The sequence below is a fragment of the Rhodothermales bacterium genome (assembly GCA_013002345.1).
Taxonomy (GTDB): domain Bacteria; phylum Bacteroidota; class Rhodothermia; order Rhodothermales; family JABDKH01; genus JABDKH01.
Map to the genome: position 1 here is coordinate 1 of JABDKH010000152.1, position 23,625 is coordinate 23,625.

Here is a 23,625-nt window from a genome sequence, read left to right on the forward strand (position 1 = left end):
TGTTGTCCTGAACGTAACTGACATCGATAATGGTCTCGGCTGCCGGGCTATTGGTGTTCCTGCATTGTCCACCCTCGTCGCTCGCTGTGCTGCAGAGAGTCACTTCACCCTCACCTTCAGCGTAACGGTATCGGAACGATATACCCTCCAGGTCCAGCGAATTGATAATGCGGAGCACATCGTCTTTACCCTCCGATCCGCTATCACATCCGGTCATGAACAGAGCCATTACGCAGACTACCGTCAGAATTCTCATCTCACACCTCGGGTTATGGATCCCGTGCCGGGACGAATTCTACCGGCGTGGATCTGTGAATACTTGTCGAGCGCAGCGAGAGAATAATAGAAAACAGGTCTGATCGCCAAATGAAACAGGGTCTTCAGCAGTCCATCATAGCGCCCGGGATTTGTATAACGCTTGGGCTTCGTGTCGGCCAACGTAAACGGATTGCGGCTGGGGGCCGATGGGATGAGGCGAAGGGCCTTATTGCGAGAGGGGATCTGTCGTCAAGTACGTCGTGAAGCTGACGTATCGCCCAGCGCTAGTCGTCGTCTTTCACTGCGGGACGGATGTCCCAGAGAAGCATCTGCTCGATATCGGCGTAATCTTCCTCTCCGTCGGCGTCCACGAACGAGTAGTCGCCAAACTCGTCCCGCTTCGACTGCGCGATGCGCTTCCAGCGTACGCCATCGGGGTCGGTGAACTCGTCAGGGAACGGACTTTCGATGCGGTACGACGGGTGGTAATTGCGGTACGTCTTCTCTGCTTCGTAGAGAGCGGCCCTCCGGGCGCCCGCCTTGGTCGAACTGACACCGACGACGCGGAACGGTGTGATGGTGATGGAAGCTTCGAAGGTGCCATCTTCGAGGTCTTCGTATTCCGGGCGCATCACTTTGAAGTCACCGGGGACGGGATAGGCGCTTCTCTCAGTTGTCTCGAGCATAACAGTCGTTTTCTGTCCGATTTTACAGACCAGAGCGGTCTGCGTACGTTCAACAAGTCCTGCCTGGTCTGTCAGGCCGATTGTCCGAACCCCTGCAATTCGAGGGCGTTCCCGTGCGCCGCCTGAGCGAGGGAAATTCATATGGCATGGCACTGGGCCGAGCCGGAGCGCGATGGCGGTCCGGGCCCGTTCTTCTCGGCTCGAAGATTCGTCTTCGGGTCGCTCGGAGTATTGCATTCCTGTGGACGTGTATGTTATTTCTAAGGCACAGGGACCACCCCTGGAGGTGGTTTGGGTCGGTCACTTCGCGTGCAAGAAACAGGCGATGCAATGATGCTCCATTCTCAGGTTGACGGTTGCCTCGACCTCGACGGTGCCGGCATCCCGCTACCGGTCGGTATCCGGGCGGCGGTAATCGAGCGAGCGCGATTCCCATGGGTCGGATCGCTGCCGGTGCGGGTGTTGATGGATGGCCAGGTCGACGACTTTGACGACGACTTTGACGACGACGATCTTGATGATCTGGTTGAGGTTGAGGACGGCGACTTTGACAGTCTTGATGACCTCGACGACGATGTAGATGATTTCGACGACGAAGTTTGACGTCTGATGCGTCGTCCTTGTATCGGTTGATGTTGCGCGTCGATTGCTGATCGAGGTGCGTGTTTCCGGTCGGGCCCCACACCGAAGTCCGTTATTGCGAACCCCATCCATCATCTTCTGTTCGTTACCTGTGGATAAGACGATTGTCTCTGTGTGCATCTTGTTGACACGCTTCCCCAATAACGGACATTAGCACATGTCGGCGAAAGTGCACTCGTGTTGATCGTCAATTTTTTGCGGGCTGGAGGCCGGTATCGAAGTAGCGCAAGTGAAAACAACGCTGTTGAAAGATTTCATTTGCATAACGGACGTCGAGACATTTAATTAGATCGTGCGCGGAGTTGCCGCGCGCGGAACGGTTTATGGCCAGGCGGCGATAGACCGTTATTCGTCTCCGCTCTTTTCTTGCTGTCCCTACGATTTGGGGACGCGTCCTGCCCGCAGTTGCGAACGTCCCGCAACACCGGGGACGAGCCAGCCTGATCCGTTCATAGGTCCGTGTGGATCCCACCGAAAAACACGCGACCCCGCAACATCGCCGATATGCCCGACAACGCTGTCACAACCAAGACTTCCCACGACACAGAACCCACCTTCCAGTCAGATCTTTCCCACGGTCTCTCGATCCCACGTGTCTTCTCCACGGAGGGCCAGCATCCGTTTGAGTCGCTCGAATGGGAAACACGCGATGCAGTCATCCGGAATCACACCGGCGACGCCATCTTCGAACAGAAAGGCGTCGAGTTTCCGAAGACCTGGAGCCGCCTCGCGACCAACGTGGTTACGAGCAAGTACTTCTATGGTGACCACATACGCAACGGAGAGAAACCCTCGGAGGGCGGCCGCGAGCATTCGCTGAAGCAACTCATCCACCGGGTAACACGCACCATTGCGGACTGGGGGATCGAGCAGCACTACTTCGCTACCGAAGAGGACGGCCAGCGATTCTACGAGGAACTGACGTGGCTGTGCACCAACCAGCACGGGTCATTCAATAGCCCGGTCTGGTTTAATGTCGGACTCTTCCAACAGTACGGCGTGCGAGATTCAGGCGGCAAAGTGATCTACGGTTGGGACGAGCAGCAGCAGGCCGTCGTCGAAGTCGATCCCTACGAACGTCCGCAGGCATCGGCATGCTTCATCATCTCGGTCGAAGACTCCATCGACGATATCTGGAAGCTGATGGGCGAGAGCGCCCGGCTCTTCAAGTTCGGATCAGGAGTGGGAGCAGACTGGTCCGCTCTCCGCTCATCAAAAGAAAAGCTGTCGGGTGGTGGCACACCGTCAGGCCCGGTGTCCTTCATGCGCGTGCAAGACGCGACCGGTGGAACCATCAAGAGTGGAGGCAAGACGCGCCGCGCCGCGATCATGCAAACACTGAAGTGCTGGCACGCGGACATCATGGAGTTCGTAACGGCCAAGCAGGACGAGGAGAAGAAGGCATGGGCCCTCATCGAACAGGGCTATGACGGCTCATTCAATGGGCCCGCATACGGCAGCGTAGCGTTTCAGAATGTAAACCAGTCCGTGCGGGTAACCGACGAATTCATGGCGGCCGCCGAAGCCGACGAATCGTACACGCTTCACGGTGTGAACGACGGCGGCGTGAAGACCGAGGTGCAGGCAGCGGAAGTCCTGAACAAGATCGCACAAGGCACACACGTGTGCGGCGACCCGGGACTGCAGTACGAAGACACCATCCAGCGCTGGCACACGTGCAAGAACTCGGCCCCCATCAACTCGAGCAATCCGTGCTCCGAGTACATGTTTCTGGATGACTCCGCCTGTAACCTGGCGTCACTCAACCTGCGGAAATTTCAGGACGCCGACGGCAATTTTGATGTCGAACGATTTCGTGCAGCATCGCGTCTGTTTATCACGGCGATGGAAATCCTGGTCGACAACGCCGGCTATCCGTCTCCGAACATCACAAAGAACAGCCGCGACTACCGTCCGCTCGGGCTCGGGTTCGCAAACCTCGGCGCACTGATCATGTCGATGGGTATGCCGTACGACTCCGATGAGGGCCGCGCCGTCGCCGGAGCTATCACGGCCATCGAGCACGCCGAAGCCTTTGCCCGTAGCGCTGAAATAGCAGCCAACAGCTCGATTGGACCGTTCGTTGGATACGAGCGCAACCGCGACGTCATGCTGGAGGTGATGCGCATGCACCAGCGCGCCGTCGAGAACATCGGCCCCAGTTGTCCGGAGTATCTGCTGAACGCGGCACACGAATCGATGGCGAAAATGGTCCGCACCGGTGAGGAGCACGGGTTTCGAAATGCGCAGGCAACCGTGCTCGCTCCAACGGGGACCATCGGCTTCATGATGGATTGCGATACGACGGGAATCGAGCCCGACATCGCTCTCGTCAAGTACAAGCTTCTCGCCGGCAAGGGAGATGGCCTCCTGAAGATCGTAAACAGAACGGTGCCCGAAGCGCTGCACCGCCTCGGATATACGGACCAGGAATGCCTGGACATCCTCGACTACATCGAAACCGAAGACACCATAGAAGGCGCCCCAGGCCTAAAAGATGAGCACCTGTCGGTTTTCGACTGCGCGTTCAAGCCCCACAAGGGCACACGCTCGATCGGACACATGGGACACATCAAGATGATGGCGGCTTGCCAGCCATTCATCTCGGGGGCTATCTCGAAAACGGTCAACATGCCGGAAAGCGCGACCGTTGAAGACATCGCGGATGCCTACGCTCAGGGCTGGAATCTCGGCCTGAAGGCGGTCGCCATCTATCGTGAGAATTCCAAACGGAGCCAGCCGCTGTCCACGCGGCAGGGCGGCAACACGCAAGGCAAAGAGATCGCAGGAGGAGATGGCGTCGCCACCAACCTCGAACCCGAGATCGTCGAGAAAGTGGTCTACCGACCCGTCAGAAAGCGACTCCCGGATGAGCGCCCGTCGATCACACACAAGTTCAGCATTGCCGGCCACGAAGGCTATGTACACATCGGACTCTACCCGGACACGAACATGCCGGGCGAGATCTTTATCACAATGGCCAAGCAGGGCTCAACCATTGCTGGACTGATGGACGCGTTCGCCACCTCGATATCGATTGCGCTGCAGTATGGCGTGCCTCTGGAAGATCTGTGCACCAAGTTCAGCCACATGCGCTTCGAGCCGTCAGGATTTACGAACAACCGCCAGATTCCGATTGCGAAATCCATCATGGATTACATCGCACGGTACCTGTCACTCAAATTCCTCGGTAACACGTCCCCTCGCGCGGGGTACGTCAGCTCAGCCGATCTGGTCGATCATCACCCCGCCACTCCCGCGGCGCCGAAGAAAAGCCTCACGGTAAAGCGGGACAAAGCGGAGGACGATGCGCTGGTTGGCGGTACCGTCGAGGAGTTTCTTGATGCCGCGGAACACGCCGGTGCGACGAAAGCATCCGTGCATGTAGAGATAGACGCGACCGCATCGTTTCAGAATCAGGAAGACGCGCCGCCCTGCTCCAACTGCGGGTCGATTACAGTACGCTCCGGATCCTGCTACTCGTGCCCGAACTGCGGCAACACGAGTGGATGCGGATAAAACGAAAATGAGTATCTGACCGAACGGTGAACACCGTGAGCGGAACGGACTCCGGTCCGAACCGCTCTAGGTCTGATTGAAGACGCCCGGGACCGTGGGGGGAACCCGGGCGTTCTTCTTTTCTCTCGTTTTTCTGTGCCTCGCTCCGGATCCTACGGGAAAATTCCCATCTCCGTGTAGGATGAAGCGACCTTGTTGATCGCATTCACGAAGGCCGCAGTCCGCAGGTCGAGGTTCTTTTCCCTGGCGGTGCTGCGAATCTCACCGTAGGCGTTCACCATGGTTTCCTCAAGCCCGGAATAGACCAGCGTCGTCTCGTCGGCACCTCTGGCGATCTGCACCTTGCGTTCCGGCGAGAACTCACTGCCAGACAACTCCTCCATCGCCGACAACATGAGCTCCTGAGCACTTTGCTCGAAACGGCGACTCATTCTTCCAAAGCGCACGTGTGACAAATTCCGCAACCATTCGAAATACGACACAGTCACGCCGCCCGCGTTCAGATAAACGTCCGGAATGATCATCACATTTCGCTTCAGGAGCATCTCGTCGGCCTCCGCCGTGACGGGTCCGTTGGCTGCCTCTCCGATAATCTTTGCCTTGATCTCGTCCGCGTTTTCTACCGTGATCTGGCTTTCGAGGGCCGCCGGGATCAGAATGTCACACGGCCGCGCCAGAATATCTTTCGAGCTCTCAATGTTTTCGGCGCCGTCGAAATCAAACACGCTGCCGGTGGCCTTTCGGTGACTCACCAGCTGCTCCAGATCCATACCCTCCGGATTGTAGATCGCTCCTTCGTACTCTCCGACGCCGATCAAACGCGCGCCACTCTGGGTCAGGAACTTCGCGGCATGATATCCGACGTTTCCAAGTCCCTGCACGATAAAGCTCTTACCCGCAATGCCCGGATCCAGGCCAATCACCGCCATGTCATCCGCAAAAGAACATGCCTCACGTATTCCGTAATAGACGCCCAGCCCGGTCGCTTCGGTGCGACCGCGAATACCTCCCTGTCCAACCGGTTTGCCCGTTACACAGGCGAGCGCATCGAGCGGATCAGTGGTCAATGAGTTGTAAGTATCGAGGATCCAGGCCATTTCCTTGGCCCCGGTCCCGTAGTCCGGTGCCGGAACGTCGATGCCAGGACCTATGAAGTTCTTCCGGGTCAGTTCATACGTGTAGCGGCGCGTGATGCGTTGGAGTTCGGGGGACGAGAAGTTGCGCGCGCTGATCTTGACTCCGCCTTTTGCTCCGCCGAACGGCACGTCGACGATCGCGCACTTGTAGGTCATAAGCGTCGCCAGCGCCTTCACCTCGTCTTCCGTCACATTAGAGGCATATCGGATGCCACCCTTCGTCGGGAGTTTGTGTTGGCTGTGCTCGGCACGCCATGCGCGGATCGTCAGGATTGAACCGTCATCCCGCTGCAGAGGGAATTCCATGGCGTACACCGAATTGCACATCCTGATCTGTTTAAGCAACCCCGACGGGTGATCGGTATAGGCGGCCGCCTTCTCAAACATGCGGTCGACCTGTTCCAGGAAACTGATTTCAGACATGACTCCTCTCTGAAGAAATGAAAAGCTGTGATGGGTCACGAATTGTGTCGGCCGGAAGGCGCAACCATCCGAAGGCTACCGCATGCCGCGGAAAAGTACAACGGTCGCGAGAGCTGGAGTGAAACCAGGCCATCCCCGCTTTGGAAGCGAGAGGGATGAAACGCATTCGTTTCGCCACAATTCTGTGACATCCTGCCGCTACGATCGCCGATATACTATGAGCGGACATGCAACACGACCGACAATACACACATTGATAGATTACTTAGTGGAGGCAGCAATGAAACGGAATTACTTAACACTCTGGCTTTCGGGACTCGTCCTGGTAGCCGCGGTTGGATGTGACTCGAGCGCAAACGACGAGAGTCTCAGTGCTTCGGAAGACGTGGCGGAATCGCTCGCAAAGCTGGTGGCTGAGGACACGGGCGGTCTCGTCGAGCAAGCGGGTGACATCATGGACCTCGCCTCTGTCGGTGACATTCAGGCGCAGACGGCGGCCGTAGCGGGAAAGCAGCAAACCGATGTGATCGAGCGTTCGTACGACCCGGAAACCGGCACCTGGACGATAAGCGTGTCGCGAGAGCGCGGCGATGCTGCGGGTGATCGTTACATGTCGCTTCAGAAGGTTTATGAGGTGCAATTCCTGGACGCGAGTGGCGATTCACAACGATTCTTCGTCACGCAGGGCGATACGGCGCACGCAATAAGTTTCGTCATTGTGGAGGGAAGCATTTCTCTCACAACGCCTCATGTCAGTGCGCTCCGCGACAACATCACAGGCTCGTGGATGGCGACCGGTGTTAATACGGACATCGTGACGCTCAACGGAACCTACGCACGTTCCGGCGGACATACGATCACGCATCTGGAGGCTGTACGCACGCTCGATTATGATCTGGCACTCGAAGTCGAGGAGCTGGTCGGGCCGAAGGGCAGCCGCAGGGATCTGTCTCAGAAGCTCAGCGGCACCGTCAGTGGGCAGTATGACGCTTTCGCAACCTTCGAGCGTGGCGACGCCTACCGTGAGCGTGAGATCTCTCGAGAGTTCACTGTTACGATCTCGGAAGGCGAGGCCACCATTGTGGTGAATGGTGACGTCTATGCGGGCAATGTCCGAACAGGCGACCTCGCAGGCCGGTGACGATAATCGGTCCTTATGGCACACGAGAACCCCGGCACCGTATCACGGCGTCGGGGTTTTTGTTTATTGATGGCCTCCGATCGTTTGGCGTGTCAGTCAGCACCATTACTTTCAGAAGCAAGCCGCAACCGCGCGGAACCCACGCTCGACCGAACCGACAATCCCACAATCCCATGGTCATTGGTCCTGGCACCCGACTGGCAACACTGATCGGAGATCCGGTCGGGCATTCGTTGTCGCCGGCCATTCACAATGCCGCCTACCGCATTCAGGGCGTCGATGCGGTATACCTGTCAGTGCGCGTACCGATCGGACAGCTGCGCGACGCCGTCGTGGGTCTCAAGGCAATGGGCGTTATGGGCATCAACGTGACCATACCTCACAAACGGTCGGTTGTAGAGCTTTTGGACGAAGTGCGCGCGGACGCGCAAGCCATCGGAGCCGTAAACACCATCGTGCTGAAGGATGATGGAAACGGATCCACACGTTTGATAGGCGAAAACACGGACGTCAGCGGATTCATAGCACCACTGGCGCCTCTGCGCGAATCGATCCGCGACAAAAGTGCGGTGATACTCGGAGCGGGAGGAGCTGCGCGCGCCGTATTATACGCGTGCCATACGTCGCTTCGTCCTTCGAAAGTCACTGTGGTGGCCCGTAAGCCGGCACGTGCGCAGCAGATGATCGATGCGCTTGCACAGTATTCGCCGGAGAAAACGGTCAGCGTACTTCCGTTCGACGATGCCCGGGACGCTGTAGCAGAAGCGAAACTGGTCGTCAACACGACCCCCGTTGGTACGTATCCCGGTGTCCACGCTACCCCGTGGATGCATGTCGACTCCTTTCGGCCGGGGCAGATTGCATACGATGTCGTGTACAATCCGGTCGAGACGCGTTTCCTGCGAGACGCACAGAGTCGCGGCGCCGCCGTTCTCAACGGAATGGAGATGCTGCTGGCTCAGGCATCCGCGGCGCACACACTGTGGACGGGTCTTCGGATGCCGATCGACGAGGTTCGCGAAACAGTTCTGGGGCAGCGTCGAGATCAACCAGCATGATGTTGTCAGGGGCCCGGCCATCTTCCCGCGGCACTCCCGAAATCCGCCGTCCCGCCGTATTCGGATCAAAGGTCGTGGCAGGATTCTCAACACGGCACGGCGGCCTGAGTACGGGCGCGTTCGAGTCGCTGAACGTCGGCTTGAACACGAGAGATATCGAGTCGATTGTCCTGGAAAACAGAGAACGCCTGTTTCAGACGATCGGAAGAAAGTGGTCCGATGTGGCAATAGCCGGACAGGTGCATGGGACAGCGGTGTCACACGCGGACGTCCCGGGCCTTTACGCTGAGACGGATGCCCTCGTAACGAATACACCAGATCGAGTGTTAGCGATCACCGCCGCCGACTGCGCAGTAGTACTGATGGCAGACGAGGAGGCAGGTGTCGTCGGCGCGTGCCATGCAGGTTGGCGCGGCGCCGCAGGAAGAATCTGCTCGGAGACGATCCGCAGCATGGTCAAGCTGGGGGCGAGAGCGGAAGACATCTGTGCGTATGTCAGCCCGTGCATATCTGTTGATCGGTTTGAAGTCGGTGAAGAGGTCGCCCGACTCTTCAACGATCGGCATGTGGTCCGGAGTGAGGCGTGGACTCGACCACACGTTGATTTGAAAAGCTGCATCGCCGACGAGCTCTTCTCCTGCGGTGTCCCGTCTGAATCGGTTGAGGTTTCGCCGGAATGCACCTGCGACAGTCCGGACTTCTTCTCGTACCGGTGTGCAGCGGGCGACACGGGTCGGATGATGGGCTTCATCATGATATCCCTGCCAGGCTGACACCGAGTTCTGGCCGCGACTCGGTAAGACACGGGCCGCCTTGCAGAGGCCCTCAGTGCCTGACGCTGTCGGGAAACGGGAAAGGCCGCGTCGATTTCAGAACCGCGTATCGTTCGGGTGGCAGGAAGGCGAGGAGCGGCCTTCGCTCAAGCATGACCTGATCGTCCTGTTCGAATAGGCGCAGCGACTCCTTGTTTACGGCCGCGCGGCGGATTACCCCACTGATCAGACAGTTCTCGCCGAAGCCCGTAATAATTCTGTCCAGTTCACACTCCAGGAACAGATAGGAGTCCGACACGAACATGGCGTCCATCGTCACCGCCTTTGTCATGGGCAGTGCCTGTAGAACAGGCTTTTTGTGCCCCTCGCGTCTCGCTGACGAAGTGAGGCTTGCGACTACCACACTCGACGGGTTCGGAAAACTGACGGTGAAACACCGATCTCGACGGATGTTGCGATAGGTCGCCCGCTGCGCGGTGGAGATGAAGCCGAAATACGCACCGGAGCCGAGTGGGAGCGCGAGGTGCTTCGGCTCCAGGTCGTAGTTGCCCAAGGCATCGCGCGTTCCTACGACGACCAGCGGGGCTACCGTGAATACACGGTCCCAGATCGAATGATCGAGACTCAGGTCAACGGTCTCTTCTGCTTGTTGTACGGTCTCCATGATTGGGCGCGGTAAAATCCACCTGCTCGGTATCACGGTACGCGCCGGGCAACACGTCCGCTGACAGGGATTTTAGATACAGCGTGAGGGGGCGTTCGCCGATCCTTCATACTGTGTTTACCGCGAGGAGCCGTCGGGAAAATCGCCTGCCGGCGTGCGATTCCAGAGATTCCAGACCCAGGCCCCCGCCGCTATCGCAACGGGATGTGAGAAAACCGAATCCGTCGGTTGAGGCGGCGCCCCCGCTGCGAAGCGTTGGTCGAAATCGGGTGATTTGCACCGAGGGAAATGACGACCAATCGTTCTTCGTCGATCCCGTGGACATCGATGTAATACTGCACGACAGCGGCCGCCCGCGCTGCAGAAAGCTCCCAGTTCGTCGGGTAGCGCTTCTTCAGTTCGCCGGCCGGCCGGGTCGAATCCGAGTACCCCTCCACATGGATCTGCCCCGTTGTTGACTTCTCGGCGAGCGCCTCTGCGAGAAGTGCCAGACGCTCTCTACCGCGATCCGTGAGGTCCGCACTTGCGGCCGCGAACAGGTCGTCAACCAGCTCGGTCGCAATCGTCTCACCTCCGTCGAGGCAGACCGCAAGCTCGTATGTGAGCCGGTTGACCTGCGTGTTCTTGAAGCGTATCTCTCGATCAAATTCACCGCTCTCAATAAAGTCGTAGAAAGCGATCGAATCCCTGTAGGTATCAAGTTCGTGGGCGAGTGCCGAATTCAGCGAGCGGAGCGAATCAATCTCGACCGCCTGATCGGCAATCAAAGCGCCGCTTCCGGAACAACCGGATCCGGACACGGCGATCAGAACCCAGAGGCCCAGACCTGTCGCGAAGGCTCCAGTAGACACATCGCCTCTAGGCCGATCTCTGAGAGTGGACATGCGCAGTACTACTGGGGAAGGACAGCAAGGCGGACCCTGCGATTCTGACTTCTGCCGTCAGCCGACGTGTTGGATGCTACCGGACTATAGTGACCGTAGGCGACCACTTCGAATCGGGCCGGATCCATTTTGTGGGTCCATTGGAGGTGTCGGACCACCGCAGCGGCTCGCGCACCCGACAATTCCCAGTTGCTCGGATACGTCGCCTTGAGGGATGCGCCGATCGGATTGCTATCCGTGTGACCCTCCACGCGGATGCGACGGCCCACATATCGATCGCGGATGTTTGCTGCCACATCGGCCAACCGGTTTACGCCATCGGGTGTCAACTTCGTACTTCCGCTCTCGAAATAGAGGTCCGTGAGCAGAACCGTGATGGTTTCGCCGACGCAGCCATATTCGCCGCACGGCTCGGCGACCGCCGCGTCTCGCGAGTCGACGGGCTTGATTCCAGCAAGCCTGTCGCTCAGTTGGTCATTTTGAACACGAAGTTGAGCAATCTCTTCCTGTTGTCGACGGATGATGTCTTTCGAGCCTGAGCAGCCGGCGAGAATTGACACCACAAGCACGAGAGCAATTCTGGACATAGTGGATGTAGGGAATGCATCGGGTGGGATGGGGCTCGACCCGTTACGACGACGTCCGATTCACCATTGTAGAAGATGACTGATCGGTCGGCATCATAATGATCTCCGATATATTCACGTGATCGGGCCGGCTCACACAATATAGTACGGCGTCCGCTACATCTTCCGCAGTCAGGGGCGTCATTCCCTGATACACTCTGGCGGCTCTTTCGTCGTCGCCGTCGAATCGTACGCTGCTGAACTCGGTTTCGACCAACCCCGGATCGACCGACGAAACGCGCACGCCCGTCGTGTGCAGATCCATCTTCAGGCCTTTCGTGATCGCCAACACCGCATGCTTCGTCGCGCAATAGACGGCGCCGCCCGGATATACCTCGCGGCCGGCCACCGAACCGATGTTGCACACGTGTCCCCGTCCCCGCGCCACCATACCGGGTACTACAGCCCGCGTGACGTACAGCAGGCCCTTGACGTTTGTATCCACCATCGCGTCGATGTCATCGACACGATTGCCAAATACGGTATCGAGAGCTCGCGAGAGTCCCGCGTTGTTGATCAGAATGTCGATCTCCGACCACTCGGCCGGGAGACTGTCCACGGCAGCATCGACGGCGGCGCTGTCGCGGACGTCAAGGTCTAGCGCGAGTACGTCGGTCCCATCACTGCGTAGCGAGTCCGCAAGAGATCGAAGCCGATCCGTCCGACGTGCCGCCAGTACGAGCCGGGCACCGGCACCCGCAAGCGCCTGGGCACAGGCTTTGCCTATCCCGGATGAGGCTCCGGTGACGAGCGCAAGTCGATTTTGGAGAGGCTGCATGGTCGAGACATCTGGCTCTGTCGGGGCTGAGGCAATCGACAAGAGGCGTCGTGGGACCTCGTTCTGCCGATCCGACGTAATATATGTATGCGGCAATCGACCGGGGCGCGTTCGCGGACTCAATCGTGCCTTGATCCGGACTGCTGTGCATCCCTATCGTGTCGGCCTATCATCACAATTCTACCGGTGAACCGCGTTGTCTGGTAAACTCGCCCGTAGCGTATTCGCCTTGCTGGCAGCCGTGGCGACAGGTCTTTCGGCAGCGGCGCAATGGTCGCCGACGCAAGAAGCTGTGGCCCAACAGGATGCGGTCTTTGCCGGGTCAGTTGAGCCCTGTGCCGATGGATTCGCAGCGACCTATCCGTGTGGCAATGTCGATCTTCTGTCATTTATGTCGAAAGCGGAACTCGGTGTAGCCGAAGGATCGCTCAACGATGTGTGGGGCTGGACCGATTCGCAAACCGGCAAAGAGTACGCACTGGTTGGTCTCAGCTCCGGGACGGGATTCGTAGATATCTCGGACCCCGAGGCTCCCTGGCTGGTCGGAACTCTCCCGACACAGACTCTCCAATCGTCCTGGCGGGACATCAAGGTGTACAGGGACCACGCGTTGGTCGTGTCAGAAGCCTCTGGCCACGGCATTCAGGTATTCGATCTTACCCAGCTGCGAAACGTCACCGTCAAGCCCGTCACGTTCTCACCGACAGCCGTCTACACAGGGGTGGGCTCGTCGCACAACATCTTTGTCAACGAAGAATCGGGGTTTGCCTACGCGGTCGGATCCCGCGGTGGCGATCTTGCGAATTGTGGGCCGGGTTTGCACATCGTCGACGTGCGCACACCGGAGCAACCCACGTTTGCCGGTTGCTTTGCACATGCCGGGACAGGCAGAGCCGGCTCGGGCTATTCGCATGACGTGCAGTGCGTGATCTACGACGGACCCGATACGGACCACACGGGTCGGGAAATCTGCTTCGGCTCAAACGAGACGGCAATCAGCATTGCCGACGTGACGGACAAGCAGGCCCCGTTCGCGATCTCACTTGCGACCTACCCGATCTCCCAGAACACGTACGTCCACCAGGGATGGCTCACGGAGGATCATCGGTACTTCCTTCAGAATGATGAACTGGACGAGCGAAACGGACTTGTCTCTCTGACCACAACCCGCATCTGGGATGTGGCGGATCTCGATGCGCCATTCCTGCTTACGACGTATGAGGGTCCGTCCGGCGCCATCGACCATAATCTCTACGTGCTGGGCAGCTGGGTATATATGGCCAACTACCAGAGCGGGCTACGGGTCGTAGACCTGACGGATATTCTGAACCCGAGAGAAATCGCGTTCTTCGACACGTTTCCCAGTAGTGATGCGGCCGGATTCAGCGGGGCGTGGAGCACGTACCCGTATTTCGCCAGCGGTTCCGTGTTGATCAGCAGTATCGGAGAGGGGCTCTTCGTGGTGAGACCTCCGCTGAACAAGACGAATGTCGACGACGAGGACCCGAACGGGCCCGCCGCATCGTTGAACATCTTCCCGAACCCCTTCGCAGATGTCGCGCTCGCCGCGCTTCGTCTCTCGGAGCCGGATGAGATCCGCGCGACCGTTTATGACATCCTCGGCCGCAGAGTAATCGAAGTCGGTCCCATTCGACTCCCGCAAGGCGTGACGCGGGGAATCCCGATTGACGCCGCTGGTCTTCCGGCTGGTCGGTACGTCCTGCGTGTGTCAGGATCTTCTACGATTCTGACGCGGCTCATAACGGTTGTGAAATAGACCACCCGTCGGCATTCCCACCTGATGGCACGGTATACGTGATGAGACGATTCTGGATATGGCTCGTTCTTGCTCCGTTTCTTTCGGTGCTCGGACTGTCTGGCTGCGAGCTCTCGTCGAATCTTGGGGGCGACTCGGGTCCCCTGCAGACGGTGTTCTCCCGTCAGATACAGCCGACCCTGAACCAGAAATGCACGTCGTGTCATGGACTGCTTTCGCAGGAGGCCGGGCTTTCCCTGGCGTCGTGGCAGGATGTGTTTCAAGGCTCCCGGTATGGCGATGTCGTTATTCCTTTCAGCCCTGCCCGAAGCCTCCTGCTGCGTATGGCGACGGCGAGGGTCGGAGGCGCGCACCCCGGCGAGTTGGCGGCCGACACGCTGTCGCAGAATGAACTCCAGCTCTTGCGCGAATGGATCACTGATGGTGCGCCCGGCGACGACGGTACGGTCGCGTTTGAGGATGCGGAGGATCTTCTGTACGTCGCGAATCAGGAGGCCGCCACCGTGTCGATCATCGACATGACGACGAACGTCGTGGCCCGCGTCGTCGACTTGAGAGACCACGGCTACTCCGCGACTTCAAAACCTCACCACGTCGCTGTCGAACCCGACGGGAGCTACTGGTACGTTTCGCTGATCGGAGAGAACCGCATCGCCCGGTTTGACCGAATGAATAATCTGTCGGGCGAATTTGAGTTTGAAACACCGGGAATGCTGGCGATCGACCCCGCTGCAGACTGGCTTTACGCCGGCCGATCGCTGTCTGCGCCCAATCCGCCCGCGTCAATCGGAAAGATTCGTCGAAGTGACATGAGCGGCGGGGTCATTTCCGTTGTGTTTCCGCGGCCGCACGCACTCGCGACCGACCCAACCGGGGCGTTCGTCTATTCCTCGTCCCTGGGTCAGAATCAAATAATCACGTACGAGACGGCGTCGGAAGACGTCACATTCTCTCCCGTTGCAGGTCCGATCCACTCATTTGTGCAACACGTCATTACACCGGATGGCGGGACTCTGGCGGCGACCGCTCAGCTGACAAACGAGATCCTCTTCTTTGATCTGGCAACGCCGTCGATTCCGGCGTTTTCCTGGTCCGTCGGCGCGAACGCATCCCCGTGGCATCCGGTATTTGCACCTGACGGGCTGCACCTGTACGTCGGAAACAAGGACGCCAACACGGTGACGGTCGTCTCCGTCGTGAACCGCCGGGTTGAGAGAATAATTACGGGTGACGGTCTGTCCGAGCCCCACGGCTCTGCCCTCTCACCGGATGGCAGCCTTCTCTACATATCCAACAGGAATGCGAGCGGGTTGTACACACCGAGGCACGACCTGGGCGACAACGGACGGGACGGAACGGTCGTAATGATCGACCGGATCACAGGAGACATCACGAAAGTACTTGAGGTTGGCCCTTTTGCGGCAGGACTCGGAACCAGATGACTTCGCCATTCGGTCGCTGACCCGGTTGTTTCTGACCATCGCTGTTCTGCTGGCGACTCCCGGCGAGTTCGTCATGGCGCAGGACCACCAGCTCGTCCGCGTCGTGTCTCCCTTTTCTGTGACCGACGCCGGGCTTTCACTCCGGTACCCATTCCTCGGCGGATTCGATGGCCCGCGGCCTGAGTTCGTAGACATCGACGGCGACGGTGACCTGGACCTCTTCGTTCAGGAGCACGTGGGTTCGGTAATGTTCTTTCGAAATGACGGAAGCGGGCAGTCGGCGGATTTCGTTTTTGTGACCGACGACTATCAGAGACTCGATGTCGGGCAGTGGTTCACGTTCGCAGACGTCGACGGCGATCAGGATCTCGATCTGCTGGCCGAACAGCCGTTCGGGCGCATTCGTGTTTATCGGAATGACGGTGGCACATCCCAGCCGGCTTTCACGCCGTCCGCCGACACACTCAAAACGGACACGGGTGACGTCATTGTGACGGAGCCTCCGACGCTTCCTGTCGTTGTCGATGTCGATTGCAACGGCCGCCTCGACCTGATGATAGGCCGTCAGTCGGGCACAATCTCCAGATACGAGTGGATCGGTACCGACGGCAACGGCGATCCTGTCTTTACGTTCGTTGAGGATCGTTATCAGGGCATCGAGGTTGTGGGCGGGATCGGCAAGCGGGGCGGTTCAGCGCTTCATGGAGCGAGTGCCATGTCATTCTCGGATCTGGACGGAGATAACGATCCGGACCTTCTATGGGGTGATTTTTTCGAGCCAAATCTGATCCTGTTCAGGAATGAGGGTACCTGCGGCACTCCGGCCCTGGTGCGCGAGTCGGATGCGGCCATGCGCAGCGGTGCGGATGCGGTGAACACGTCCGGGTTCAATGCTCCGAGGGTCACCGACATCGATGCGGACGGTGCGCTGGATTTGTTCGTCGGCGTGCAGGGAGGAGCGTTTGTGACGAGCTCATCAAGCGTTGAAAACTTCTATCGCTTTGAAGAGGTCAACGGTGCCTTCGATCTGGTAACCCGACGATACCTGCCCGTCATTGATGTAGGATCCGAAGCGGCCCCCGTCATTGCTGATCTCACGGGTGACGGCAATCCTGACATTGCAGTGGGGAACATCATTTCACCGTTCGATCCAACGCACGCGTCACTCGCTCTCATCAAGAAAACGCCAACCGGGCTCGATGTACTCGGTACGGACGTGATCTCGTTTCAGGGGTTCTCGGCTACTCCGGCCGCCGTCGATCTTGATTGCGATCTGGACATCGACCTGTTCATTGGCGGGTTCGACGGCACGATCCGTTCATACGTTAACAACGGGAGCGGTGGCGCCGATGCGTGGGCTCTCGATGAGTCCAACTTTGCCGGAATCGATGTGGGTTCAAACAGTGCGCCGTCCTGGGCGGACATCGATTCCGATGGGGATGCAGATCTTTTTGTGGGCGAAGGTGCGGGCAATGTCAACTACTTCAAGAACATTGGATCGCGGTGCGCACCCGTTCTGACTCTTGAGCAAGAACAGTTTGCAGGTATCGATGCCGGCCAGCGGAGCCGGCCGGCGTTAGCTGACTATGACGCGGACGGTGATGTGGATCTTTTTGTTGGGTCGGACGACGGTACGGTCCGCTTCTATCGAAACGTGGGATCGCCCCAGGCCCACCAGTTCGTCGAGGGCGAACCGATCCTGGTGCCGGTCACGGGAATCGTGTCGCCGGCTCTCGGCGATCTGGACGGAGATGGTGATCTGGATGTGATCATCGGCGTCGCTTCAGGAGGGCTGCTGTATTATCGCAACGACCGGGTTGTGACGGCTCGTGAGGCTCTGCCACGCACAGCGGGCAACGTGCCGACGGTGCGCACGATCTATCCGAATCCCGCGGGAGAGCGTGTAGTCGTTGAGGTGGAACTGCCGCACGCCGGACGGCTGGGCATCGAGGTTGTGGACATGCTGGGGCGAGTCGTCTTGCGAAAGTCCTACCAGTCATTGCCGGCGGGATCCGTACGACTTCCGCTCATCGGTCTGGAACTGGCCTCGGGGGTGTACGTGCTTCGGATCGTCGGCGCAACGGGTCAGGCGTCGGCGACGTTCGCGATACGTCGCTAGGCGGTCGTTGCGTTGCGAAGTTCTGGACCACTGAAACGAGAAAGCGCCAGAACGAAAACGACCCCTGCGATCATGAGAGCGACGGGCAGCAGGATGTTGTCTGTCGAATCCGGAAGGAGAAGAGACCGGTCGACGGTGATCCATGGCCAGAGGGCGCGGAGCGAGCCTCCCATAAGGCCGAGAAGAACGGCCATCGTCAGGTCGTGGTAGTGTTCGAGGAGCCAGTTGAGGATTCCGGAGAACGACCCGAGTCCGACGGCGGCTCCGGCACCGAAAACTGCAACGTACAGGAGTTCTCTGTTGTCAATTGCTGTAAGTGTGGGCTCGTAAATACCGAACACGAGAAGGAAGAATGCGCCGCTTACTCCCGGCAGAATCATGGCGCAGATTGCGACGGCTGCCATGAGAAAAACTGACCAGAGCGACGGGTCGACGGCCTCTCGCGCCGGTAGGCCAACCAGCACGAATGCCGCAACGGCGGATGCAACAGCCAGGGCGAGCGCGCGCGGACCGCGCTCCGTCATCCGTCGCCATGGAATAGTCAGCGAACCGACGATCAATCCGAAGAAGAGCGCCCGCATCTGCACGGGGTAGTTTTCCAGCAGATCGGGAATGAAGGCGGCCCCGATCAGGAGTGCCGTCACAATTCCGGCAAACAGCGGAACGATGAGTAGCCACTCGACCTCCGCGAGGTGTCTGCGGAACTCCGGCACGCTTCCACGCAGCAGCGCAACCAGCGAATCAAACACAAGCTTGATGCAGTGAACCAGGCGCTCATAGATCCCGACGATGAGAGCAACTGTTCCACCGCTGACCCCGGGTATGATGTCGGCACCGCCCATGAGAAGTCCCCGGGCGTAGTTGGCGATGATTTGCGGGATCCCTTTAATCGGCACGGTGGTCGGATCTTCTGGAAACAAAACGGGCGGCCGTTTCGCGCGCCGCCCACCCTTCTGGAGAAGTGTACTCGTACTTAACTATCCAGCCCCAGTTCGCGGCGGATATCTGAATCGGCGAGCAACTCGGGCCACGAAGTCTGCCATTCATCCTTCTTCTTTGGATCAATGACAAACGCCATCTTGAGGGAGCGGAGGCTTTCCTCGGATCTTCCGAGAGCCAACAGGGCCTTGGCCTGCTGAACGTACGCGCCGGCGCAGTCAGGTTTCAGCGAGAGGGCCCGGCTATACGCCTCCAGTGCCTCCTCCATTCTCGAGGCCTTGAAAAGCGTCTCGGCATAATCAAGCCACGCGTCACGGTTTCCGGAATCAAGTTTCACCACCATGCGGTACGAGTCGGCGGCCTGCTGGAGCTTGCCGATCACGTGCTCACTGTCAGCTTTGGCATACCAGAACTCGCCGACATCCGGGGTAATGCTGATTGCGCGATCGTAGAACTCGATGGCTTCCGTGTGCTGGTCCTGCGCGTCGAAGCAGCAGCCGAGTCCGTACCATGCCTCCGCATACTTCGGATCTTCCTTCAGCGCATTTCTGAACTGATGAATGGCAGCACTGAACTGGCCGAGCTCCTCGTGGGCAAGTGCGATATTGTAGTGCGTCGCCGCGTCACCGCCTTCTAGTTCAATGACCTGAGCGTAGCTGGCGATAGCTTCCTGGAGGCGATTCATATTCGCCAACGCATTTCCGCGATTGTAATGAGCGGAGGCAAAATCCTCCTTGATGGCAATCGCCATGTCGTACGACCATGCCGCGTCCTTGAATCGCTTCATGCGGTTGAGCACGATTCCCCGGTTGTACCAGGCGTCGCAAGAGTAAGGGTCCTGGTCGATATGCCGATCGTAGCACTCGACGCTTCGCGCATCCTGCCCCAGGCGATCGTAGCAGTAGCCGAGCTCGTACCACGCCTCCGGATGATCCTCATTCATCTCGATGCACGAGACGAAAACTTCGACCGCGTCGGCGAGCCGTTCCATCCGCTCCAGCGTAACGCCTTTGTTGAACAGGGCGTCGTCGTGAGAGGGATCGAGACACAGTGCTTGCTCATACGCCGCAAGAGCAGCCTCAGCATCGTTGAGCGTGTCGAGCGTGATACCCCGATTGACTATAGTCTCTGTGTCATTGGGGTTGATCGCGAGAGACTTGTCGTAGGCCTGCAGCGCGTCGTCGTGACGGCCGAGGTTGTTCATGAGCACGCCGCGTCGCATCCAGGCGTCCGACGAGAACGGGTAGCTGTCGAGCAGCCTGTCGATCACGCCGAGAGCTCCCTCATAGTCCGCACGCTCGAAGTAGTAGGTCGCGATCTCTTCGAGCGTATCGGAGTCATAGTAGGCTGACTCGCCTGACTCGTATGCGGAGACGAGGTCAGTCAGTCGCTGCTCGTCCGCAAACTCTTCCTGATCGTCAAAGCCGTATTCAAACATGCTCGCTTTGGATCGATTTTTCGCCCGCCAGGCGTGCAAAAATGGGTTTCTCTACCTTGTGTGCGGCGACGACGTTCGAGATGGTGGCGACGTGCTTCAAACGCACAAACCAGTATAATTTGAGATTGCAGCTTATGCAAGCGGTTCGGCAAGCGGACCGGTCACAGTATGTATTAACGAATCAAACCCGATTTCTTGCTCCGGAGCTTCTGGGCTCATAACGGGGCAGAATCGTCCCACACTATGCCTCTCATTACGTTCGAGGGAATTGACGGCAGTGGAAAGGGCACTCAGATTCGCCTGCTGCGCAAGAGGTGCCAGGCGCTGGGTGTCGATTCCACCGTCTTTCGGGAGCCGGGTGGCACGCTGCTGTCGGAGCGTGTTCGGCCGCTGTTGCTGGATCCAGCGTTGCACGTCGAGCCACTGGCGGAACTCCTGCTTTTCTCGGCCGCTCGATCACAGCTGTGCGAGGAGAAGATCCGGCCGCTTCTTGCCGAAGGCGCTGTCGTCATTCTGGACCGGTTCTATGATTCTACGGTTGCCTACCAGGGGGGAGGGAGACAGATCGGCGATTTTGACTGGCTTTCGGAGTTCAATCGCCGCGTCACCGGAGGACTGGAGCCGGACCGAACCTATTATCTCAGAGTCACTCTGGAAGTTGCGGCGCGGCGTCGCCGACATCGCGAAGAAGATCGCCTGGAATCGGGCGGCGAGGCATTCTTCGAACGGGTTGAGGCGGCCTATGAACGCATCGCACGGGAAAATCACGATCGCGTCGTGTCGATCGATGGAAACGGTCCGCCCGAGGAGGTCGCAGATGCAGTGTGGAAAGACGCCCGAACCCTGATTGTGCCACTGGAACCCGGCTCTTGAGGCCCGGTTCATCCGTGGCCGCGGTAAGCAACAACCGACATGTCACTTATTCCAAAGCGTCAACAGGAGGAGGTTCGCCGGATCTTCAGCGATTTCCTGAAGGACGGGAATCAACGGCAGACGCCGGAACGGTTCACGATTCTGGAAGAAGTCTACCAGACTTCTGGTCATTTTGACGCCGACGAGCTGTATGCGAAACTGAAGGAGAGCGGCGTTCGCGTAAGCCGGGCGACGGTGTACAACACACTGGACCTTCTCATAGACTGTGACCTGGTCGTCAAGCATCAGTTTGGCAACAAACAGGCGAAGTATGAGCGCGCCTACAGCTACTGGCAGCACGACCACCTGATCTGCATGGACTGCAATGAGCTCTTCGAATTCTGCGATCCCAGGATCCAGAGTATTCAGGAAATGGTGGCCGAGATCTACGACTTCGAGGTCAAGCACCACTCCCTGCACATCTACGGGCATTGCAAGAGGAGTAACTGCCCGAACCGAACGGCTGTCAGGGATTCCTGACAGTTCACCAGAGCAGGCTAAAATCTGTGGACATGTTCTGGTCCACGCCCTATTTTGCCGCATAGTCCGAACACTGTCTTCGACAGCATTTTCTTCACGACCGTCTGTGTCAAAAGCTGCATTCATAGCTGCCGTATTTGTCCTGGGCGCTGCGTCAGCCACCCTGTTCAGCGTTCGGTTGAGCTATTTCAGTGTTCAGCCGAAGGGGGAGAACTTCGAGATTGCCTGGCAGGCAGACGTGGAGGACGGCGTTTCGGCATATGAGCTGCACCGGCGCACCACGACCACGAACAACGAATTCGTATTGGTCAGGACCCAGGCGCCGCACGGGGCCGGGAGGCTATATAGCGTCAGAGACGACCAGGTCTTCAAATCGGCGAGTGAGCTGATCGACTATCGTCTGCAGGCCATTCTGGCCGATGGCTCGCGCCAGGTGTTGCGTCTCGAATCAGTGAATTACACGCCGACGGCGATCCGGAGAACATGGGGAAGCATCAAGGCGATGTTCTAAAAAGGCCCCGGCCGGCACATGGCCCGGTTTGATGTACAGACCCCAGATCGAGGCTCCCATGTCGGATACTGAGATACTCCCCGCCGAACGGGTCCATCGCATCATCGTCCGACTGGCGTACGAAATCGTCGAACGCAATCGCGGCGCCGACAACCTGGTGATCCTCGGCATTCTCAACGACGGCGAGAAGATCGGCGAGGCGATTGCGGCTGCGATTCCGGCTGTTGACGGGTCGGTGCCAGTCTATCCGCTCGATGTGTCCCTCTATCGGGATGACGCCCCGAGGGCCTCCAGGGAGTCTTTCGGGGATATTGATCTGACGGACCGGGATGTCATACTCGTCGATGACGTGCTGTTTACGGGCCGGACGGCGAGGGCGGCTCTGGACGCGATTGTCGCCTATGGTCGCCCCAGGTCCATTCAACTCGTGGTGTTGATTGACCGTGGCCATCGGGAGTACCCGATACACGCGGACTATGTGGGGCGCGCCATCCCCACGAAGCATCGCGAACGCATTGAGGTCCGCACGACGCCGGAGATCAGCGTACGTCTCGTGGAGTGACGTGGCCTATTCTCCTCTCGGTGCTGCGAAGAGGCGTATCTCGAATCCCTGCCGGACCTGGGTTCCGGCCGCTCTGCTCTGGCGGGCGACGGTGTCCTCCTCAGAAATTGCATCGACGGCCACGGAGCGCAATCTGAGTGCGAGGAGAGCCCTTCGGGCCTGCTGGATGGTCATTCCCTCGACCTGCGGCACCTCGACGTAGTCTGTCCCCAGCCCGGTGCTGAACCACAGTGTCACGGAAGATCCGCGATCTACCGTCGATCCGGCGGGTGGACTCTGGTTGGTGACTGTATTCTCGTACGGTGACGGAATGGGATCGGGTCGCTCGGATGCGACTTTGAGTCCAGCGGTGAGCATGCGGTTTTTTGCTTCACGCAGGGCAAGGCCTTCCACCCGAGGAACGGTGACGGTCGGGACGGATCCCGAGTTCACTGACAGGTAGATCCGGCGGCCGGACTTGACCCGGGCTTCGGCCGGAGGGTTCTGGTCGACCACGATTTCCTTCTCGATGTTCGGGTTAAATCGCTGCACGACGCGTTCGACCTGAAGATCTCTGGCCTCGAGCATTCTGCGGGCGCTTTCGAACGGGATGTTCTGAACGCTTGGGACCGTAATGGCGGCATCCTGCCTTGTATATGAAGGCATGATAACGCGATCGAGGGCCAGCAGCAGGAGAACCCCGAGAACGACGAATCCCGCGAGACCGGCCCAGAACAGGGAGTTTGTTGCGAGGCTGACGAGATATCGTCCGGTGCGGGTGATGAATGGGGGTAGCTTCATGGAAGAAGGTTGATCAGATTCACGGTGCGTAGTACGCGCGATGTATTTCGAGGTGCCGGCATGCGGGTGGGAACCCG

At 58.7% G+C, this 23,625-nt stretch carries 21 protein-coding genes and 1 pseudogene; 12 read left to right on the forward strand and 10 right to left on the reverse strand.

Annotation, left to right across the window (positions count from 1 at the left end):
• A partial coding sequence (locus HKN37_07635) for a hypothetical protein (protein ID NNE46516.1) occupies window positions 1-256 on the reverse strand: 256 nt, incomplete at its 3' end.
• Between the two features lie 286 nt (window positions 257-542).
• Window positions 543-944, reverse strand: coding sequence for a hypothetical protein (locus HKN37_07640; GenBank protein ID NNE46517.1), 402 nt, complete (start codon window positions 942-944; stop codon window positions 543-545).
• Window positions 945-1,424: 480 nt separating this feature from the next.
• Between HKN37_07640 and HKN37_07645 the strand changes: the two are divergent.
• A pseudogene (locus HKN37_07645) lies at window positions 1,425-1,547 on the forward strand (DNA primase).
• A 543-nt stretch (window positions 1,548-2,090) separates the two neighbouring features.
• Entirely contained in the window at window positions 2,091-5,105 is a 3,015-nt protein-coding gene (locus tag HKN37_07650; protein NNE46518.1) for a vitamin B12-dependent ribonucleotide reductase, read from the forward strand.
• Window positions 5,106-5,257: 152 nt separating this feature from the next.
• On the opposite strand, the gene HKN37_07655 is transcribed toward HKN37_07650, so the two are convergent.
• Window positions 5,258-6,664: a Glu/Leu/Phe/Val dehydrogenase gene (locus HKN37_07655; GenBank protein NNE46519.1), complete on the reverse strand. Its 1,407-nt coding sequence runs from the start codon at window positions 6,662-6,664 to the stop codon at window positions 5,258-5,260.
• Between the two features lie 280 nt (window positions 6,665-6,944).
• Between HKN37_07655 and HKN37_07660 the strand changes: the two genes are divergently transcribed.
• The 3 genes from HKN37_07660 (at window position 6,945) to pgeF (ending at window position 9,636) form a co-directional block, all read left to right on the forward strand.
• Window positions 6,945-7,805 (forward strand): hypothetical protein, encoded by an 861-nt coding sequence (locus tag HKN37_07660; protein NNE46520.1) that lies wholly within the window; start codon window positions 6,945-6,947, stop codon window positions 7,803-7,805.
• 173 nt (window positions 7,806-7,978) lie between these two features.
• Complete coding sequence (locus tag HKN37_07665) at window positions 7,979-8,863, forward strand: shikimate dehydrogenase (protein NNE46521.1); 885 nt, start codon at window positions 7,979-7,981, stop codon at window positions 8,861-8,863.
• Window positions 8,860-9,636: a peptidoglycan editing factor PgeF gene (gene pgeF, locus HKN37_07670; GenBank protein NNE46522.1), complete on the forward strand. Its 777-nt coding sequence runs from the start codon at window positions 8,860-8,862 to the stop codon at window positions 9,634-9,636. Before HKN37_07665 ends, pgeF begins: the two co-directional genes overlap by 4 nt.
• Window positions 9,637-9,688: 52 nt before the next feature.
• Here the strand turns inward: pgeF and HKN37_07675 are convergent, their stop codons facing one another.
• From HKN37_07675 to HKN37_07690, 4 genes are all read right to left on the reverse strand, one after another.
• Window positions 9,689-10,300, reverse strand: a complete 612-nt coding sequence (locus tag HKN37_07675) for a flavin reductase (protein NNE46523.1) — start codon at window positions 10,298-10,300, stop codon at window positions 9,689-9,691.
• 191 nt (window positions 10,301-10,491) lie between these two features.
• Window positions 10,492-11,184 carry an OmpA family protein gene (locus HKN37_07680; protein NNE46524.1) on the reverse strand — a complete coding sequence of 231 codons (693 nt, stop codon included), beginning with the start codon at window positions 11,182-11,184 and terminating at the stop codon, window positions 10,492-10,494.
• An 8-nt stretch (window positions 11,185-11,192) separates the two neighbouring features.
• On the reverse strand, window positions 11,193-11,771 hold the full coding sequence (locus tag HKN37_07685; GenBank protein ID NNE46525.1) for an OmpA family protein: 579 nt from the start codon (window positions 11,769-11,771) through the stop codon (window positions 11,193-11,195).
• 43 nt (window positions 11,772-11,814) lie between these two features.
• Entirely contained in the window at window positions 11,815-12,588 is a 774-nt protein-coding gene (locus HKN37_07690; GenBank protein ID NNE46526.1) for an SDR family NAD(P)-dependent oxidoreductase, read from the reverse strand.
• 196 nt (window positions 12,589-12,784) lie between these two features.
• Here HKN37_07690 and HKN37_07695 point away from each other — a divergent pair, with 196 nt between their 5' ends.
• Genes HKN37_07695 through HKN37_07705 form a run of 3 tightly spaced genes read left to right on the forward strand, consistent with a single transcriptional unit; the run spans window position 12,785 to window position 17,926 of the window.
• On the forward strand, window positions 12,785-14,365 hold the full coding sequence (locus tag HKN37_07695) for a choice-of-anchor B family protein (GenBank protein NNE46527.1): 1,581 nt from the start codon (window positions 12,785-12,787) through the stop codon (window positions 14,363-14,365).
• A 41-nt stretch (window positions 14,366-14,406) separates the two neighbouring features.
• Window positions 14,407-15,807, forward strand: a complete 1,401-nt coding sequence (locus HKN37_07700) for a beta-propeller fold lactonase family protein (GenBank protein ID NNE46528.1) — start codon at window positions 14,407-14,409, stop codon at window positions 15,805-15,807.
• Window positions 15,767-17,926 carry a T9SS type A sorting domain-containing protein gene (locus HKN37_07705; protein ID NNE46529.1) on the forward strand — a complete coding sequence of 720 codons (2,160 nt, stop codon included), beginning with the start codon at window positions 15,767-15,769 and terminating at the stop codon, window positions 17,924-17,926. Before HKN37_07700 ends, HKN37_07705 begins: the two co-directional genes overlap by 41 nt.
• On the opposite strand, the gene HKN37_07710 is transcribed toward HKN37_07705, so the two are convergent.
• Window positions 17,923-18,768: a DUF368 domain-containing protein gene (locus HKN37_07710; protein NNE46530.1), complete on the reverse strand. Its 846-nt coding sequence runs from the start codon at window positions 18,766-18,768 to the stop codon at window positions 17,923-17,925. The two genes, HKN37_07705 and HKN37_07710, sit on opposite strands and share 4 nt — an antisense overlap.
• Window positions 18,769-18,899: 131 nt before the next feature.
• Window positions 18,900-20,303, reverse strand: a complete 1,404-nt coding sequence (locus HKN37_07715) for a tetratricopeptide repeat protein (GenBank protein ID NNE46531.1) — start codon at window positions 20,301-20,303, stop codon at window positions 18,900-18,902.
• A gap of 243 nt (window positions 20,304-20,546) precedes the next feature.
• On the opposite strand from HKN37_07715, the gene tmk reads away from it, so the two are divergent.
• From tmk to pyrR, 4 genes are all read left to right on the forward strand, one after another.
• On the forward strand, window positions 20,547-21,176 hold the full coding sequence (tmk, locus tag HKN37_07720; GenBank protein NNE46532.1) for a dTMP kinase: 630 nt from the start codon (window positions 20,547-20,549) through the stop codon (window positions 21,174-21,176).
• Window positions 21,177-21,215: 39 nt separating this feature from the next.
• Window positions 21,216-21,695, forward strand: coding sequence for a transcriptional repressor (locus HKN37_07725; GenBank protein NNE46533.1), 480 nt, complete (start codon window positions 21,216-21,218; stop codon window positions 21,693-21,695).
• A gap of 106 nt (window positions 21,696-21,801) precedes the next feature.
• Window positions 21,802-22,206, forward strand: coding sequence for a hypothetical protein (locus HKN37_07730; protein ID NNE46534.1), 405 nt, complete (start codon window positions 21,802-21,804; stop codon window positions 22,204-22,206).
• Between the two features lie 58 nt (window positions 22,207-22,264).
• Window positions 22,265-22,768 (forward strand): bifunctional pyr operon transcriptional regulator/uracil phosphoribosyltransferase PyrR, encoded by a 504-nt coding sequence (gene pyrR, locus HKN37_07735; GenBank protein NNE46535.1) that lies wholly within the window; start codon window positions 22,265-22,267, stop codon window positions 22,766-22,768.
• Window positions 22,769-22,774: 6 nt separating this feature from the next.
• On the opposite strand, the gene HKN37_07740 is transcribed toward pyrR, so the two are convergent.
• Window positions 22,775-23,548 (reverse strand): PASTA domain-containing protein, encoded by a 774-nt coding sequence (locus HKN37_07740; GenBank protein NNE46536.1) that lies wholly within the window; start codon window positions 23,546-23,548, stop codon window positions 22,775-22,777.
• Between the last annotated feature and the right edge of the window lie 77 nt (window positions 23,549-23,625).

Bases quoted from the DNA above. Each gene is read 5' to 3' on its own strand.
- HKN37_07640 (NNE46517.1), bottom strand. From the start codon at position 944: ATGCTCGAGACAACTGAGAGAAGCGCCTATCCCGTCCCCGGTGACTTC.
- HKN37_07650 (NNE46518.1), top strand. From the start codon at position 2,091: ATGCCCGACAACGCTGTCACAACCAAGACTTCCCACGACACAGAACCC.
- HKN37_07655 (NNE46519.1), bottom strand. From the start codon at position 6,664: ATGTCTGAAATCAGTTTCCTGGAACAGGTCGACCGCATGTTTGAGAAG.
- HKN37_07660 (NNE46520.1), top strand. From the start codon at position 6,945: ATGAAACGGAATTACTTAACACTCTGGCTTTCGGGACTCGTCCTGGTA.
- HKN37_07665 (NNE46521.1), top strand. From the start codon at position 7,979: ATGGTCATTGGTCCTGGCACCCGACTGGCAACACTGATCGGAGATCCG.
- pgeF (NNE46522.1), top strand. From the start codon at position 8,860: ATGATGTTGTCAGGGGCCCGGCCATCTTCCCGCGGCACTCCCGAAATC.
- HKN37_07675 (NNE46523.1), bottom strand. From the start codon at position 10,300: ATGGAGACCGTACAACAAGCAGAAGAGACCGTTGACCTGAGTCTCGAT.
- HKN37_07680 (NNE46524.1), bottom strand. From the start codon at position 11,184: ATGTCCACTCTCAGAGATCGGCCTAGAGGCGATGTGTCTACTGGAGCC.
- HKN37_07685 (NNE46525.1), bottom strand. From the start codon at position 11,771: ATGTCCAGAATTGCTCTCGTGCTTGTGGTGTCAATTCTCGCCGGCTGC.
- HKN37_07690 (NNE46526.1), bottom strand. From the start codon at position 12,588: ATGCAGCCTCTCCAAAATCGACTTGCGCTCGTCACCGGAGCCTCATCC.
- HKN37_07700 (NNE46528.1), top strand. From the start codon at position 14,407: ATGAGACGATTCTGGATATGGCTCGTTCTTGCTCCGTTTCTTTCGGTG.
- HKN37_07710 (NNE46530.1), bottom strand. From the start codon at position 18,768: ATGGGCGGTGCCGACATCATACCCGGGGTCAGCGGTGGAACAGTTGCT.
- HKN37_07715 (NNE46531.1), bottom strand. From the start codon at position 20,303: ATGTTTGAATACGGCTTTGACGATCAGGAAGAGTTTGCGGACGAGCAG.
- tmk (NNE46532.1), top strand. From the start codon at position 20,547: ATGCCTCTCATTACGTTCGAGGGAATTGACGGCAGTGGAAAGGGCACT.
- HKN37_07725 (NNE46533.1), top strand. From the start codon at position 21,216: ATGTCACTTATTCCAAAGCGTCAACAGGAGGAGGTTCGCCGGATCTTC.
- pyrR (NNE46535.1), top strand. From the start codon at position 22,265: ATGTCGGATACTGAGATACTCCCCGCCGAACGGGTCCATCGCATCATC.
- HKN37_07740 (NNE46536.1), bottom strand. From the start codon at position 23,548: ATGAAGCTACCCCCATTCATCACCCGCACCGGACGATATCTCGTCAGC.